Here is a 15,144-nt window from a genome sequence, read left to right as displayed (position 1 = left end):
TCCTATTCCCCTTTAAATGCTGCGATGGCTTCTACGAGTGATGTTTGCGGCGAGTCCATCATGACAACCTTCGAGCCCAGATGCTGCCAAGCAGCCTTAACAGCATCCTCGATCAGTGGCGCACCGCCACCAACAATATAAACCCGGTTAACGTCCCTGAACCCTGCCAGGTCATCGACAACCTGGGCACCAAGTGTAGCGATCGCGCTATCGATGGTATCCAACACCAGTGCTGTCTTGCTTTCATCGTTGATAACCTGACGGACGAAGTCAGCGTTTGTACGCTGTTTGATAAGTTCATCAGCGACCATAGCACTCGTGTTGCTGGATGCCATTTTTAACGCCGTGAGTGCAGCGTTCGTAACCAAGGATACGCCGATATCCGAGTTTCCGTGTATCGCGCTGACAGAGTCGAACTGACCAACGATAACGCCAACGTCAAGAGTTGTACCTCCGAGATCAATCACCAGAGACTTTTCGTACTGCCCTACATTGTCTTTCACCAAGCGTTCAAATACGGCAGGCAAGGATTCAGGCATGACTTCGACGTGCTCGATGGTAAACACCTCGCCTTTGTTCAGCTTGACCGGACGCATCAGGTTGTCAGTTTTCCGCTGAATATTCAGCTCATTCTTTTGACAATCCCTGGTGTAGAACTCACTAATAGGTAAGGTCACTGTCAGTGACACAGGCTGAGGTTTCAGCCCGCTGTTCAGAAGTGCATGGTGAACCGCCAGAACGTTTACATCGGTATATTGATACTCAATATGAGTAGTAAGAATGGATTCATTGCTGACTTCGTCATATGTGTACTTTTTACCTTCAAGCTCATAGTTGAAGGTCTGACGTACCCCCATACCTTCCACTTTCCAACCCTCACGAAAAGAGTTAGATGACAATGACTTATGAATTTTCTTATTGTTGATCCATGCAAGTTTTACAGTTGTAGAACCATCATCACAATACACTTTCATCCTGAACCCCTTGATACTCAAATTGAGAAATCCGATTGAACTTAAGTGTCTAAACACTCAGATTGAGTATTAAATCATAAGTATGAAATATTAAAACACAAGTAATATTTATGATGTATTAAAAAATAACTCATAAATCATACTTCATACTTCATACTTCATACTTCATAAATTTTATTGCAAGCATTGACTATAACTGCGTATGTGACAGAATAAATCATACTTCACACATCACATTTATGAGGCAGAAATGATTACTGTCGTAGGTGGAAATAAAGGCGGTTCAGGTAAAACAACAACGGCGTCAAACCTGGCAATAGCACTAGCGCATGAAGGACAAGATGTATGCCTATTAAATGGAGACCTGCAGCGGACGGCCGCTAAACATCATGCTGAGCGTGAAGCTTCGGGGATAGAGCCAACATTCACGCTCATCGAAAAATTCGATAATCTGACACAGACCCTTCGAGCATTAGACGAAAAATATGATCATGTAATCGTGGATGTGGCTGGCAGAAACTCAAGAGAATTCATTACCAGTGGCGTCGTCGCACATCAGATCATTGCACCATTACAATGCTCACAGCCCGACCTTGATACATTGACAGAACTTGCTCAGCAGATTGAAGCTATGCGAGATCTCAACCCTGAGCTGAAAGTCTATTGCTTACAAAGCATGGCTACCACAAACCCAGTGCTAAGAGGAAATGAACGGAAAGAGTTTCTGGAGTACCTAGAAGAGTTTCCAACAATTGAAACGCTGCAAACAGTAATCTGTTTCCGCAAAGTCTATCGAGATTGCATGAGCAACGGAACTGGTGTCGTAGAAACGAATAATGAAGCGGCAAAAGCAGAAATTATGCAATTAATGAAAGAGGTATTCGGATAATGGTTAAAAAGCCGAGCCAGCAAGCGACAGGCAGAACAGGTGTCACGGCAGAACAAGCTGAAGCCCTTGCGCAGCGTCTTGCAGATAAACCTTACGGAGCACCAGAAAAACCGGAACCTGAAAAACAGTGCCGCACAACAATCTCATTAGGGGAGTCTATGTTAGTGAAGGTCGAAGACATCGCACTGCGGAACAAGCGTAACGGAAAGGATCCTAAAAACGTCAGTGCTATAGTCAGAGAAGCCCTCGAACTTTACTTTCAGAAAACTGGCGAATAAAAACAATACCACATCATAAGTATGATATGTGAAGTATGAATTAGGCCGCATTTGCGGCCTTTTCCATACCATGCAGATCCTCAAAGCCTGAAGAGAAACTAAATGGTTCCTTTGAGTAATGCCACAGCATCAGCCCCCGGCATCTGAAACTGTACCCTGTGCCGTGCCGCCACATCGAGCGCAAACACCTTCGTATACACCTCCGTTGAACTGATGCTCTTATGTCCCATTAAACTCTGCAGCACCTTCAGCGGTATGCCTGCGTACAGCATGTGCATCGCGTAGGAATGGCGGAATGTATGGGGCGTCACCGGTACTGAGAACGTCACCCCGTCGGCTGCTGCGGCTTCCACCGCTTCGCTGAGCCAGGTGCGGACGGTACGGTCGGTGATCTCCCAGATGCGCGCCTTCTCGGTTCTGCCGCTTCGCTTGTTACGTCGTTCAAGAGGTATTTTCAGCGTGGCCACCATCATCTCCAGCTGACCGACATAGTTCGCATCGGAAAGCGGAACCAGGCGATGCGCCTGACTGCCGGCAGGCGAGCGGCCGGCCGTTCGTGCCGCTTTCTCCGCCCGCTGCTTGAGTGTGGCCAGCTGCACGAACGGGTAGGGCGGCGCCAGAGAAAAATCACTCCGGGTCAGCGCCAGCGCCTCGTTAATGCGTGCGCCGGTGTTCCAGAGGGTTGCCAGCAACATCTTGCGGTGGAGATCGGGTACATAGTGGAGCAGGGCACTCACTTCCGGTGCCAGCAGATATTTCGGCAGTTCGTCCTGAACGAGAGCCATCTGGCGCAGGGCCAGTGCCGCAGGGTAGTCGATGGCCACCGGCAGCTGTGCGGCAGAAAAGGAAACGCCCTGGCCTGGTATTGCCGGCATCATTGCTTGTTGCCCCTGCAGGACAGGTATTGCTCAGTAAGTCGTGCCATTGCTTTCTGCGCGTAATCTTCCCCCGGGAGCACACTGATTTCTCCCCGGCGTTCCATCTCGGCGCCGATGGCGCTCAGGGTCGTCATCACCGGCAGCAACCGGCGAAGCTGCAGGGCATGACCGCACGCTGTGCGGATTCGATCGGCAAACGCATCTTCATCGCGGGAATAAGCCCCGGGCTCCGGCCGTTCCCTGCCGTCCTTTTCTGACTGCAGCTGCTGACACAGTTTCAGAAGGCCAATAATGTCATCGGTGGCTTCGTTTGCATGCGGATCGTTTAGATAATTGAGTTTCACTGGTTATCCTTTCTCATCAGGGGACAGGCCGTTCTGAATCTTTCGCTGGCGTTGCACATGCCGGCGCCACAGCGCGCGCCGGTTGCGCCACAGGATGGACCCGATCCGCCTGCACAGTTCCCCTTCGCGCGGGGGAGGAAGATCGCAGATCCGGCGAAGACGCCAGGCTATCAGCAGCACTTTCAGCCCCAGACGGGCATACTGGTACCGGGCGGATTCCGTGACGTCAGGTGGTGATTCGTACCGGAATACGCTTTCAATAACGTACCGGGCCTCCCTGTTCAGCGCCGGCAGGTTACGGAGACGGAAAAGCAGCCCGGAAGGAAGCGAACGCCAGTCTCCCTCGACTCCTTCCAGACTCAGGAGAGGCAGCGCCTTAATCGACCAGTTTTTTTTCACTGGCTCCGCATCGCAGGCCACATCACTGCACTGATCAGCAAAGTGCTCCAGCAGACAGATCAGTTCCGTGCTGATAAAGAGGCGCTCGCGGACCAGTTTCTCCTCTGCCGCTCTTTCCTCACGCTTACGGGTGAAGTAATGCGTCAGCGCTACACCTCCAAAAGCAGCTCCAACCGACGTAACAGCCGTGATAATTTGTGGTGCCAGGCCAATACTGTCCTTCACCACCTTCACGCCTTCGGTCGCAATAAACCAGTCAGCCATAATTGTTCCCTTATTGAAAAATCCCGCCCCGTTATGGTGTTCATCCGTGCAGCGGCAGGGAGTTCAGCTGTTCCGTATTCAGCTTGCCGGACAGACACGGTGTCACATTCGGAGCAAAACCGTCATTCGTCGTCAGCTGGATATCACCATTCGGCCAGCGCTCCAGGAGGCCCGCCACTTCGCCGGTGCTCTGATCGACGGCTCGCAGAAGCCCGTCGCGGGAGATCACCTTAACGTCACCCGTCGGCAGGGAGCAGGTGGTAATGCTCTGACCTGCGGCGCTTTCCTGCCAGGAACGGTAGATATTTACTCCCGCCACCATCAGGCTGACGATAATTCCGATGCTCAGAATTTTACTCATGAGCGGAAATGCATTCATAAACCGTCCTCTTCTGCTGCATAGTCATAAATCCCGCCTTTTATTTAGCTCTGCCAATAAGGTTAAATTTCCAATCTTCTTCAATAAATTCCGCATCGTAAGGTGCCGCTGCGCCGGATCGACAATGGATGTTTTTCCAGTCACCTGAAAGCAGCCAGCCATTAGGACGTTTTTCCCTGTGAGCAACTGTTCGTCCATCACGGGTGATGATGTTCGGCAGATACCACTGGCTCTGATCAAGGGGATGAACTTCAAAACAGGTTTTCCCTCGCGGGGATGCCATCCACAGTTCGCTATGACCTGCATTTTCCAGCTCAACAAGAACGTCATGTAATGGAATTGGAGTTTTCATATGTTTCCTTTTAAAAGAAATAGTCACTCAGAGTAATTATGACGTGCAGCACAACCCACTGCGCACAACCCTGCGTCTGTCACCCGGCTGATTTTTCCCTGCCGTCATCATTTTGAGGCTGATAATAAGCAGGCATATAGCCACGCCGTTAAATTACCGGAGGACCGTTTCCGGAAGATCCGATTTACCGGCGTATCACAACTTTCCGGAAGTGTACCACGGTGAGGGAATAAGCAAAGCGGCGTTTTCTGCTGCAGCGCGACGGGTCACGCGGCAGGGGGGTAAGCACTATATATAGAAGAAAACGCAGCTGTCGGTGTGGCACATCTTGTGTTCTGGTGCCGCAGCGCGCCGGAGGCAGGAAAGAAGATCCGGAACCGGGAGTTTTCGGATCTGCCCGGGAAAAGAGAAGGAGTGTATGTAAGTTCTGTACTGTATGTACGGTATGTATTGGCTGTATTGTATGTATTATCTGTATTTTGTGTATTGTGTATTTTTTACCCCCGGAGTACGATGGCGCCATTCCCTGAGAAACCGGAGCCAGACCATGACCACCCTCTCCCCGGACACCGTCCGTCGCATTGAAGACGCCGCTGCCGCCCTGATCGCCGCCGGCACCCCGAACCCGACCAACGAGCAGGTCCGTCAGCACCTCGGCGGCGGCTCCCTGTCCCACATTTCCCCGGTGATGCGCGCGTTCCGCGCCCGCCGGCGCGAGCAGGCCGCTGAGCAGGCCACGCCCCTGCCGCCGGAGCTGGCGCAGCTGCTGACCGGCCAGCTGGGGCTGCTGTGGCAGGCCGCGGTGAAACAGGCTGAAGCCGGAGCCCTGGCGGCGCGCGAGCAGGCCGACGACGACATTGCCCGGGCCGACCAGGAGCGGGACGAGGCCCTGGCGACGGTGGCCGCCCTGGAAAGCGAGCTGGCGGTGCTGCGCGAGGTGGTGGCCGAACGTGACCGCCTGCTGCAGGAGGTGCGCGAGCTGCGCGCGGAGGCGCTGCCGCTGCGTGAGCAGGTGGCCCGCCTGACCGCCACCGGCGAACACCTGGCGGCGCAGCTGCAGGACACGAAAGCGGAGCTGAAGGAAGCCCGGGAGGACGGCCGTCAGCTTCAGGCCGAACTGCTGGCCCTGGCCCGCCATGACGGGAAGGTGAAGAAATGAGACAGGAAAGAGCATTACGTATAAAGGCATTTCGCCGGGCGCTGGAGCTTGGCGCCGGTGAGCGGGCTGACGGGTGCCGTCATTTTCCTCGATGGAAAGAGGAACTGAAGAACTTCCCGCACGGCAGCTGCGATTTAGCGAGTAACACACTGGCGCAGTACCTGACAGATACTGAGGGGTGCCATCCGTGTATCATTTTTATGGAAGGGAACGCAGGCTTTCATGAAGCGGAAAATTCAACGGTTCACGCGCATGTCATCGTATTGCTGGACGGGGAATATATAGATCTGACGCTGGATCAATTCGACGAATATCCGGACTACATAACTTACGAACCTGTCGAATCTGAAGGGCAGATTGGTACGCTGTTGCGTAATATCATGAAGCATGAAGACCCGGTAAAAACCCGCCAGGTTGATCTCGATGATGGCGAAGAGCTGTATGCCTGGTTACGCGATACCGCCAACGAAGTGCTGGCAGCAGATCCGGAATGGCAGGCCTGGGAACGGTCGATAGAAGAAGCAAGGGAAGCCGCTGTTAAGGCGTTCCCGTTTCTGTCTGACATGCAGAAAACTGAGTGCGAACAGGGCCCGGACAGTCAGGAGGCTGCCAGATGAAGATTTATCATTACACTGACCTGAACGGCCTGAGGGGCATCATCGAATCAGGCTCACTGTGGGCGACGCACTTTTCCTTTCTCAATGACAGTAATGAGCTGACTCACGGAATGAACTGCCTTGAGAATGCCCTGCAGTACCTGAGGAACGACTTTAACCCGAAAACCCTTGAGTTCATCGAACAGGCACTGACGCACTTCAGAATGCACCGGGCTGCTCACGTCTATAATCTTTCGTTCTGTCTCGAACCCGACCTGTTAAGCCAGTGGCGGGGTTATGGCAGCTCTCAGGGCGTGTGCCTGGAATTTGATGATGACGAACTGGCTGCCTCCCTGGAACTCACGCACTACCAGGTGTTTAAAAACCGGGTGATCTATACCAAAGAGAATTCCACGGTTGAAGCCCGGAACGAGATCCTCGCTTTCTTTCGTCAGCCAGAGGTTCTGGCAGCAATAAATGCAGATGTAATGCATGAGATAATTCAGGCAACCAAACTGGCACACAGCCTGCCACCTTTTTTCAAGAATGACGGTTTCAAAGAGGAGCAGGAGTTCCGGATGGCCATTCTGCCGGACAGACCTTTTGAGGGTGTTAATTTTCGTGTCAGTGAAAACGGTCTGGTGCCATATCTGATCCTTGAAGCCAAAGACAAGCTGCCACTGAAAAGCATCAGAATTGGTCCCCGCAGTAACAGATCAATGATGATGGAGGGGATATCATTCCTGTTGCAGAACAAGGGGTATACCAGTACACGGATTTCGTTTACTGAGACGCCGTTCCGGTAATCTCAACTGAGAAGTACAAACTATTAGGGATAAGTATGTTAGATAAAGTTTCTCAAATAAATTTGGCCAAAATCCTGGCAGATAACTTTAACGAAGGCGACTGGAAGGAGCTGTTTGCTGTAACAGATTGTGAAGATGTTCCGGAAGGGCTGAATCAATTCTACCGGCATGTTTACTGGAACAACACGGAGTTAAAAGGGGTGGCCATCGCAGCCATAGAAAATACCCTGGCCAGGGACGCTGATAACCTTTCTAAAATCTGGGCGCTGGATAATGTTCAACGCTATATCAGCAATGCCAATAATGATTTATTCAAAGAAATAAAGGACATTGTTAATCAGAATGGTCAAAGAAACGTTTCCGCAGCGCCAGTGAAAAATGTGAACGAAAACATTTACCAGGCCTTAGAAGATGCGGAAGTATTGCTTCAGAACAATGGACCGCAGCGGGCCTATGATCGTGTGCACACAGCTCTTCATGCTTCATTAAGACAAATGTGTGTAAACCATGGCATTACGACCGATAGTACAAATAATAATGTTCCAGGCCTGCTTTCCCTGATAACTGCACATCTTAAGGCCCTGCCGGATGATGGAAGAAATGAAGATGTGTTTAAAATGTTGAAGTCTGCTGCCGCAATACTTCATGGAATTAATAACCTGCGTAACAATTCCAGCATGGCTCATCCTACAGAAAAATTGCTTAATGAAGCCGATGCGCGTTTTGCCATAAACCTGGTTCGTTCCATTATGACGTATATTGATGAATTGCTTTAATTTTAATAAAAATATGAGGTTCACAGCGAAAAGATAGTGCAACAATGAAGAAGTGAAGTACGGCCAGAATTTCGAATTCTGGCCGTACTCTTATGGTTTAACAATTGATAATCACCTGTGTAAGCGTTAAATGAACTTCTTTACTGACTTAACGCCTGCTGAATTTCCTGGCGCAGTATCGTAAACGCATAAGGATCGAATCTGTTGGCTGCCAGTCTACTGGGGTCAGTGGGAACATCAAAGGTATCCTCAGACTTCATGTCATTGTTATAGGAAAACAGGATGGTACCCGGATTCAATATATGGAAATAGGTAACACCTAACTCAAATACAGGCTGGGAGGAATAAAACTCATACCTCTGTGCTTTATTGTTATAGGCAACCATATAAATAATATAATTCTCTTTTTTAAAGAATTCTGCCAGTACCTCAATGGTGTTGCGGGCATTTTGTGCTATCGCATTCGCATTGGGTCCCTGGGCGTTGTGTTCCCTTAACTCGGCCAAAGCATATTGAGCACCGCAAAATATGCTTGCCAGAAATTTCTTACGTTCCATCATATTGCCTCTGGTTAAATCCCTTCTGGGACTGTAAAGCGTTCCGTCAACAATGATCCAGTCATCGTTAACCCATTTTGTAACTTGTTGAGGAGTAACACTCATACTTTTAGCAAAAGCAGATTTATTCCCGTCAAAGAAAAGATCAATATGCTCAGATAGCTTCATAACTAACCTGTCTGACTGTTTCAACAACAACAGCATAATCAAACTTTGATTATACATCAACAAAAATTGAGTATATCCCTCATTCAGATCCGAAACAGGGAGTTTTCTGATCTGCGCGGCGGGAATCCGGCAAAGGATATGATAACCAAAGCACTCTCATAAAATCATACCTAATGTGATATTTATCATTAATCATAAAATCATTTTCGATATGATGATTGAACACTTAGCATAAAATCATTCGAAGTATGATTTTACTAAAAATGACACAGTTCACTCAGGAGCACAGCATGGCAAGCACAGAACCGACACTGAATCTCAGCTACGACCAGCTGCTCGAAACAACCAGAACACTGATTGGCACATTCAAATCTTCGTTCAGTACCCCCCCGGATGAATTTGACAGAGGACTTAGTATTGGGGCCATTGATCTTTTTCTGACACTAAGTCAGCAAATGCCAGAGACGGAGCGTGATTATTACGATGATCACAGGCAGCTTCGCCTGCTGGCGGGTCTTGACCCTGAGGATCTGGAGCCACCTGCCGATGACCACAGATGAGTGAAGGAGAGTTCGCCAGATACCTTCGAAATTCAAAGTAAATAATTCATGGAGTGCGAAATGACAGAAACTGAGAAAGAATCTTCCGGCGATGACGCCCGCCAGATCGGCCGGGAAATGTTACGCACCCTGTCCGAAACTATCAGGAAAAGAGCGGACGGGGCGGATGATGCGCCTACCGACAGGGCTGAGCAGCCTACCAGTGAAGAGCTCGCACTCACGGACGAAACGGGGGACGCAGACCGGGAGGCTTACCACAGGCTCCGCCGCCTTCTGAACGGCGATGACCCGGAGACTCCTGCCGGTGACCGCTGAGAAAACGCGCCGCCCGTCCCCGCTGCAGCGGCGGGTGCTGATTGTGCTGGCCGCCCTCGGTGCGAAACGTCCGGGACCGGTGGCGACAAGAGATATTGAGCGGGTGCTGGAGCAGGGCGGGGAGGCTCCGGTGTACGGGCCGAACCTCCGCGCCTCCTGCCGGCGCATGGAAGCCGCGGGCTGGCTGCGCACCCTGCGCGCCCCGAACATGCAGCTGGCCGTTGAGCTGACGGACGCCGGCCGTGCGCTGGCCGCCCCGCTTCTCGCTGACGAACAGGCGCGCGTCCTGGCGGAGCAGCGCGCGACGACGGTCCGGGTTCTGCCCCTGGTCCCGCACAGCCAGGCCGGTGAGGCTGACGACCGGCCGGTGGAGCTTGACGATCGCTGGCACATGGCATACCGGGGCGACTACGTTATCCGTCTTGACGGCACCACCTGCCTGCAGCTGTGGAACACGGCCGGGCAGCTGACGCGCCTGGCGGGCGATCCCCTGCAGGTCGCCGCCTGGCTGCAGGCCTGCCACGATGCGGGGATTGCGGTCCGGGTGCAGATCAATGAGAGCGCCGCGCCGGAGGAGGGTACACCGGACGGTACCCCGCCGGCGGACCTGACCGGCACCTGGTACCGCCGGCTGGACACCGCGTTGCAGGCGCTGGGGATCACCGGGCTGACTGAGGATATTCGCCTGGCCGTGGTCAGTCCGGAAGCCTCCCTGCGGACGCTGCCGGCACCGGAGCGCCTGCTGCACGTTCTGCGCGACGCGGACCCGCTCACGGCTGCCACATACGAGGAAGACACGGAGGCCGCGCTGGCCGGCCTGCTCACCCGCGCGGGGTTTACGGGCGACCAGGCGCAGGAGCTGCAGTGGCACCGCATTCGCTGGCCGCTGATGGATCAGGAAGACGCTGACAGGCGCGAGCTGAACAGCCTGCTGGATGAACTGGAACAGCGACAGCTGTACTGCAACCGCGGGCAGCTGACGGAGATTGTGTTTTCACCGGTCCGCAAACCCGGCGAGCGCTGGACAGACCGTCTGCAGTGGCTCCTGATGACGGACGGATTCGGGTTCCGGAGTCCGCTCTCCCGTGACGCAGGCTCCCGGGCGCTGGCGATCCTGGCCGGTTACACGGGGCAGGAGGTGGCGGAACATCTGGCCACGGTTATCGTCTGGAACGACGACAGCGCGGGGACGGCGTCATGAGCACAGGCAACGTCCATTTGATTGTGACCTGCACGAGCCGTAAAACCGTGCCTGCAGGTGATGCGGTCTTTCCGAATGAACGTGACGTGGAGAGAGCTTACGGGCTCTGGCTGGAAAGGCTGGCGCAGGCCCGTCGCGGATCGCCCTCCATGACCGCCGGCGAGCTGTATACGGGCCAGCACTGGAGCAGGGCAGTTACAGCTGCGGCGCGGAACGGTGCCGAAATGTGGGTGATTTCAGCTGGCCTGGGGCTACTGCACGTATCAGACCCGGTGGTCCCGTATGAAGCGACGTTCTCCTCGATGCCGTTCTGCCATCGCACTCACTGGGAACGGCTGACAACGCGACCGCCGGCGGAACGGCGGTATGCCTCCCTGAAGACGCTGATGCAGGCAGGGCCTGACGGTCGGTTTGTGGTGGCCGCCTCCCCGGTGTACCTGCGCGCCGTTGAATCTGACCTGCTCGCGGGGAGGGGAGCGCTACGTACATCTGAACAGCTGCAGGTTGTCACCTCAAAAGGTTACCAGGGGAAGCTGAAAGACAACGTCAGATACACCAGTGCGGGTATGATGAAGGCACTGAACACCAATATGACGGGGCTCAATATCAGCTATGCATCTCAGTTACTTGTTAACGACGTAAGTAAATGACATAAGAGTAAGCACCCTGACAGGACGTAAAACTAAAACACGCGACTTCTTTTTTGATATTCGTTACACAGAAACGATATCATAGGATTTCAGGAAAATATTACGTGCTCTGCTTTCCGAAAGGCTGAGAACAATCAAAACAGCCATAAAATATGCATATGTAAGGTGCCATTATAAAATGGATTTAGTTTTAGATAATCAAACGAAAAGTTATGCAGTACAGAATTACAGGAAAGATATAGACGGTCTTCGCGCTGTCGCTGTCCTGCTTGTTATATTATTCCATGCAGGGTTGTCATACTTCCCTTCAGGCTTTATTGGTGTTGATATATTTTTTACCATATCAGGATTTCTGATTACCGGAAAAGTTATCAGTGAAATTGAAAAAGGAACCTTCTCCCTAACTAATTTTATAAAAGGCAGATTATGGCGATTGCAACCTGCACTGCTGGTGACAATTCTCGGCGCCATCATTGTAGCGACATACTGCTACATTCCTGACGATTACACAGCGTTCACGAAAAGTGCCAAATACACCACTCTGTTCTTATCAAACCAGTATTTTGATAAGCTTAGTGCAGCATATGCATCTCCTGACTCTGATTACTTCCTCCTCTTGCATACATGGTCGCTGGCAATTGAATGGCAGTGGTATTTTTTCTTTGCGCTGTTCGCGGGCATTTTGACACTACTGCTCCGTAAATTTAAAACAAAGTTTGCGTATAAGCCGTTCCTTTATGGCTGGTTATTACTGACCTTAACTGCAACAATAATTGTTATTATTGTCAGCCTGTACTCTTCCAGTCAGCATTACTATTCATTAAATATGCGCGCTTTTGAGTTTCTGATTGGTGGAAGCGCCGCTCTCCTGAAGGACAGAGTTCAGCTAAATCATAAATGGCTGAGTAATTCTCTGACAGTAGCAGCTATCGCTGTACTTATCTGCACTTCAGGTTTAAGCATTCGCGTCGAAACTTATCCAAACAGCTGGACACTGCTTGTTTGCCTTGCCTCTGCAGTATTACTGTTAAACCCAAATACATTCGTAAATCGTACCTTACAACTGACGCCGATAAACTACACGGGGAAAATCTCCTATTCTCTGTACCTGTGGCACTGGCCCATATTTGCGGCGTTCAACTATCTTGAGTTCTCTCTGTCCGGCAAGACACTGTGCATTGCGCTGGTGATAACTGCAGGGCTGGCGGTGCTTACCTATCACGGTATTGAAGAGCGCTTCCGCCGGGTTAAGCTGTCATTTGCAAAGAGTATAATCCTGCTTGTATTGCTCCCCCTTACGGTCTGCACGGGCCTTTACTCATTAACCGTGAAAACGAACGGTTTGCCACAGCGCTTCAGCGATGAATACAATCGCTCGTTACAGCTGCTGAATTCCGCCTCCGAGAATGCCGCATCGAGGGATGGCTGCCTCAGTGGAAGCCAGGACCTTACGGACTGTCAGTTCGGCGATCATGAAGGTTCGAAGAAAGCCTTTCTGATTGGCGATTCAAACGCTAACCAGTTCTGGGGTTTTTATGATGTGCTGGCTAAGGATGCTGGCATAAAAATGTATTCCCTCACCACCTCTTCGTGCCTGACCTTACCAGGAATTTATCAGTTTGACTGGTGGAAATATAAAGGTGTCAAATATCAGGAATGCCATGATAACGCAGAGCAATATTATGATTATATAAAATCAAATCACTTTGACTACGTCATTATAGGGCATGTATGGTCAAACTATTTTGCTGCCCAGTTAATCACTAACGATGGGGATGAGCGAAGTGAAGCACTCTCAGACAGTCGATACGAAATGGCGTTACGTACAGCCATACGTACTATCATAGATGCTGGTTCAAAGCCAATTATCATGTTCACCATTGCAACCATGCCACGCAACTATCAAAACTGTATAAATCAGCACGTTATTCATCGACGCCCATTTGACATCAATGAATGTGATATGCAAAACCCGGCAAATACCAACGGGGAAAAAGTCACGCAACTGATGATTAAAATGAAGGCTGAGTTCCCAACGCTGACCTTTATTGACCCTAAATCAATACAGTGCATTAGTGGTAAATGCATTACCAATATTGATGGCGTAACTGTTTATCGTGATGTGGGACATCTTACCGATTATGCTTCCTATAAATTCGGTCAGCTGTACTTAAATGAATTTGGTAATCCATTAAAATGAATCAGGTGTACTTATAAAATCTGATGGTAACTTAAAGGGCACATTGTGCCCTTTTTAATACACCTTTATTTATCTATACGATACATCAACTACCCACAACATCGCGATATACTCTGGCTTCTATAAATGAGACACTCATATAACGAAAACATCAGAGATATAGCCATGTTCCGGAAACTGTACTTAATTACTTTGCTCATCGTGACGTATCAGGCCAGTGCGGATATCAACGGCAGGATTGTTCGTGTGCTCGATGGGGATACCGTTGAGATTCTCGGTGAAGGGAACCAGCTGACGCGTGTTCGTCTTGCCGGTATCGATGCGCCGGAAAAGAACCAGCCCTTTGGCCAGCGTTCCAGACAGGAACTGTCATCGATGGTGGCACAGCGCATCGTTAACGTCACTGGCGAGGATGAGGATCGTTACGGCCGGCTGCTTGGCACGGTGTGGCTTGGCACGAAGGATGTGAATGCCGAACAGATCCGTAAGGGACTGGCCTGGGCATACCGATATCACGGAAAACCTGTCCGGGTCGACTACGCAACACTGGAAGACGAAGCCCGTCGTCAGGCTTCAGGTCTCTGGTCAGTCCCTGGACAGACAGAACCCTGGCGCTGGCGAAGCCAGCATCAAGAGAGAGGTTCAATTAGCGACGCCCCCTGATTCCGCACGTTGCCGACCGCAGGGGAAACCGGATGCCAGGTGAATGCATCAGCTGGCACAGCCCCCTGTTTGGCCGTCCTGCCCACCTCGTCACCACTGAGGCCCTCGCGAAGCCAGTCGCGCGCTGCATCAGGCGTCAGCACCAGAGGACGACGATCGTGGATATCGATAAGTCCCTTGTCCGCAGCTGCCGTGACAATAACAAACCCTTCCCCGTCATCCCTCAGACCAAATGGCCGTGCACCAATGGCAGCCATGAACACGGGCTGACCGTCCCTGCGGTAAATGAAATACGGCTGTTTTTGGTTCCCCTGGCGTACCCATTCATACCACCCGTCAGCAAACACTATGGCGCGGCCGCGTTCCCACAGCGGACGAAACATACGTCCCTCAGCTGCAGTTTCAACACGGGCATTAATCAGGGGCGCTTTGTGCCACCATTCCGGGGAATGTCCCCACAGAACGGGATCGAGCTGCAGCTGATCATTGCTTTCACTGAGCAACAGCACCCGGGTCCCCGGCGCCACGTTGTAGCGTCCGATCGGCTCCGGCACTGCGGAGAACCTGGCATCAACCTCACCGGCCAGATAAGCCAGGTATTCAGCGCGGGTCTGTGACTGAGAAAAACGTCCACACATAAGCGTTTCCTGCCGTTAAAGGGTAAGTATAGGAAAAATGAGAAGCATGGATTGTTTAACGGCAACGGACAACGATCCGGACAGGGGAGACAAAAGCA

Annotated in this window: 20 protein-coding genes and 1 pseudogene; 13 read left to right on the top strand and 8 right to left on the bottom strand. The window is 51.5% G+C overall.

Annotation, left to right across the window (positions count from 1 at the left end; all coding sequences use genetic code 11):
* Nucleotides 1-2: 2 nt before the first annotated feature.
* Nucleotides 3-974, bottom strand: a complete 972-nt coding sequence (gene parM / locus ACWKXX_RS20660; RefSeq protein ID WP_172689606.1) for a plasmid segregation protein ParM domain-containing protein — start codon at nucleotides 972-974, stop codon at nucleotides 3-5.
* A gap of 250 nt (nucleotides 975-1,224) precedes the next feature.
* Here parM and ACWKXX_RS20655 point away from each other — a divergent pair, with 250 nt between their 5' ends.
* The gene (locus ACWKXX_RS20655; protein ID WP_047345412.1) at nucleotides 1,225-1,863 is read left to right on the top strand and encodes an AAA family ATPase; all 639 of its coding nucleotides are present in this window, start codon (nucleotides 1,225-1,227) and stop codon (nucleotides 1,861-1,863) included.
* On the top strand, nucleotides 1,863-2,141 hold the full coding sequence (locus ACWKXX_RS20650) for a ribbon-helix-helix domain-containing protein (protein WP_047345413.1): 279 nt from the start codon (nucleotides 1,863-1,865) through the stop codon (nucleotides 2,139-2,141). The genes ACWKXX_RS20655 and ACWKXX_RS20650 overlap by 1 nt, the downstream gene beginning before the upstream one ends.
* Nucleotides 2,142-2,239: 98 nt before the next feature.
* On the opposite strand, the gene ACWKXX_RS20645 is transcribed toward ACWKXX_RS20650, so the two are convergent.
* Genes ACWKXX_RS20645 through ACWKXX_RS20625 form a run of 5 tightly spaced genes read right to left on the bottom strand, consistent with a single transcriptional unit; the run spans nucleotide 2,240 to nucleotide 4,757 of the window.
* Complete coding sequence (locus ACWKXX_RS20645) at nucleotides 2,240-3,019, bottom strand: site-specific integrase (RefSeq protein WP_172689607.1); 780 nt, start codon at nucleotides 3,017-3,019, stop codon at nucleotides 2,240-2,242.
* The gene (locus tag ACWKXX_RS20640; protein WP_454540867.1) at nucleotides 3,016-3,363 is read right to left on the bottom strand and encodes a hypothetical protein; all 348 of its coding nucleotides are present in this window, start codon (nucleotides 3,361-3,363) and stop codon (nucleotides 3,016-3,018) included. The genes ACWKXX_RS20645 and ACWKXX_RS20640 overlap by 4 nt, the downstream gene beginning before the upstream one ends.
* A 3-nt stretch (nucleotides 3,364-3,366) precedes the next feature.
* On the bottom strand, nucleotides 3,367-4,026 hold the full coding sequence (locus ACWKXX_RS20635; RefSeq protein WP_454540866.1) for a hypothetical protein: 660 nt from the start codon (nucleotides 4,024-4,026) through the stop codon (nucleotides 3,367-3,369).
* Between the two features lie 40 nt (nucleotides 4,027-4,066).
* The gene (locus ACWKXX_RS20630) at nucleotides 4,067-4,405 is read right to left on the bottom strand and encodes a hypothetical protein (protein WP_454540865.1); all 339 of its coding nucleotides are present in this window, start codon (nucleotides 4,403-4,405) and stop codon (nucleotides 4,067-4,069) included.
* Nucleotides 4,406-4,445: 40 nt separating this feature from the next.
* Nucleotides 4,446-4,757: a hypothetical protein gene (locus ACWKXX_RS20625; protein ID WP_454540864.1), complete on the bottom strand. Its 312-nt coding sequence runs from the start codon at nucleotides 4,755-4,757 to the stop codon at nucleotides 4,446-4,448.
* Nucleotides 4,758-5,304: 547 nt separating this feature from the next.
* Here ACWKXX_RS20625 and ACWKXX_RS20620 point away from each other — a divergent pair.
* The 5 genes and pseudogenes from ACWKXX_RS20620 (at nucleotide 5,305) to ACWKXX_RS20600 (ending at nucleotide 8,094) form a co-directional block, all read left to right on the top strand.
* Nucleotides 5,305-5,916 (top strand): DNA-binding protein, encoded by a 612-nt coding sequence (locus ACWKXX_RS20620; RefSeq protein WP_335930362.1) that lies wholly within the window; start codon nucleotides 5,305-5,307, stop codon nucleotides 5,914-5,916.
* Entirely contained in the window at nucleotides 5,913-6,533 is a 621-nt protein-coding gene (locus ACWKXX_RS20615; protein ID WP_454540863.1) for a hypothetical protein, read from the top strand. Before ACWKXX_RS20620 ends, ACWKXX_RS20615 begins: the two co-directional genes overlap by 4 nt.
* Nucleotides 6,530-6,721, top strand: a pseudogene (locus ACWKXX_RS20610) (hypothetical protein); the annotation flags it as partial. The gene ACWKXX_RS20615 and the pseudogene ACWKXX_RS20610, both read left to right, overlap by 4 nt.
* Before the next feature lie 15 nt (nucleotides 6,722-6,736).
* On the top strand, nucleotides 6,737-7,318 hold the full coding sequence (locus ACWKXX_RS20605; protein ID WP_454540876.1) for a DUF2971 domain-containing protein: 582 nt from the start codon (nucleotides 6,737-6,739) through the stop codon (nucleotides 7,316-7,318).
* Nucleotides 7,319-7,353: 35 nt separating this feature from the next.
* The gene (locus ACWKXX_RS20600) at nucleotides 7,354-8,094 is read left to right on the top strand and encodes an abortive infection family protein (RefSeq protein ID WP_172689614.1); all 741 of its coding nucleotides are present in this window, start codon (nucleotides 7,354-7,356) and stop codon (nucleotides 8,092-8,094) included.
* A 140-nt stretch (nucleotides 8,095-8,234) separates the two neighbouring features.
* On the opposite strand, the gene ACWKXX_RS20595 is transcribed toward ACWKXX_RS20600, so the two are convergent.
* Entirely contained in the window at nucleotides 8,235-8,819 is a 585-nt protein-coding gene (locus ACWKXX_RS20595; RefSeq protein WP_454540862.1) for a hypothetical protein, read from the bottom strand.
* 290 nt (nucleotides 8,820-9,109) lie between these two features.
* Here ACWKXX_RS20595 and ACWKXX_RS20590 point away from each other — a divergent pair, with 290 nt between their 5' ends.
* From ACWKXX_RS20590 to ACWKXX_RS20565, 6 genes are all read left to right on the top strand, one after another.
* On the top strand, nucleotides 9,110-9,379 hold the full coding sequence (locus ACWKXX_RS20590; RefSeq protein WP_454540861.1) for a hypothetical protein: 270 nt from the start codon (nucleotides 9,110-9,112) through the stop codon (nucleotides 9,377-9,379).
* A 60-nt stretch (nucleotides 9,380-9,439) separates the two neighbouring features.
* Nucleotides 9,440-9,694 carry a hypothetical protein gene (locus ACWKXX_RS20585; protein ID WP_454540860.1) on the top strand — a complete coding sequence of 85 codons (255 nt, stop codon included), beginning with the start codon at nucleotides 9,440-9,442 and terminating at the stop codon, nucleotides 9,692-9,694.
* Nucleotides 9,684-10,895, top strand: a complete 1,212-nt coding sequence (locus ACWKXX_RS20580) for a hypothetical protein (RefSeq protein ID WP_454540859.1) — start codon at nucleotides 9,684-9,686, stop codon at nucleotides 10,893-10,895. The genes ACWKXX_RS20585 and ACWKXX_RS20580 overlap by 11 nt, the downstream gene beginning before the upstream one ends.
* On the top strand, nucleotides 10,892-11,545 hold the full coding sequence (locus tag ACWKXX_RS20575) for a DUF6884 domain-containing protein (RefSeq protein ID WP_454540858.1): 654 nt from the start codon (nucleotides 10,892-10,894) through the stop codon (nucleotides 11,543-11,545). The genes ACWKXX_RS20580 and ACWKXX_RS20575 overlap by 4 nt, the downstream gene beginning before the upstream one ends.
* A 178-nt stretch (nucleotides 11,546-11,723) precedes the next feature.
* On the top strand, nucleotides 11,724-13,745 hold the full coding sequence (locus ACWKXX_RS20570; RefSeq protein ID WP_454540857.1) for an acyltransferase family protein: 2,022 nt from the start codon (nucleotides 11,724-11,726) through the stop codon (nucleotides 13,743-13,745).
* 165 nt (nucleotides 13,746-13,910) lie between these two features.
* Nucleotides 13,911-14,408, top strand: coding sequence for a thermonuclease family protein (locus ACWKXX_RS20565; protein WP_172689620.1), 498 nt, complete (start codon nucleotides 13,911-13,913; stop codon nucleotides 14,406-14,408).
* Here ACWKXX_RS20565 and ACWKXX_RS20560 read toward each other — a convergent pair.
* Complete coding sequence (locus ACWKXX_RS20560; RefSeq protein ID WP_454540856.1) at nucleotides 14,375-15,046, bottom strand: SOS response-associated peptidase; 672 nt, start codon at nucleotides 15,044-15,046, stop codon at nucleotides 14,375-14,377. The two genes, ACWKXX_RS20565 and ACWKXX_RS20560, sit on opposite strands and share 34 nt — an antisense overlap.
* Nucleotides 15,047-15,144: the final 98 nt, after the last annotated feature.

The organism is Enterobacter sp. UPMP2061 (genome assembly GCF_053709615.1).
The sequence above is the reverse complement of the archived record's forward strand: the minus strand, read 5'-3'. Positions and strand labels throughout refer to the sequence as shown.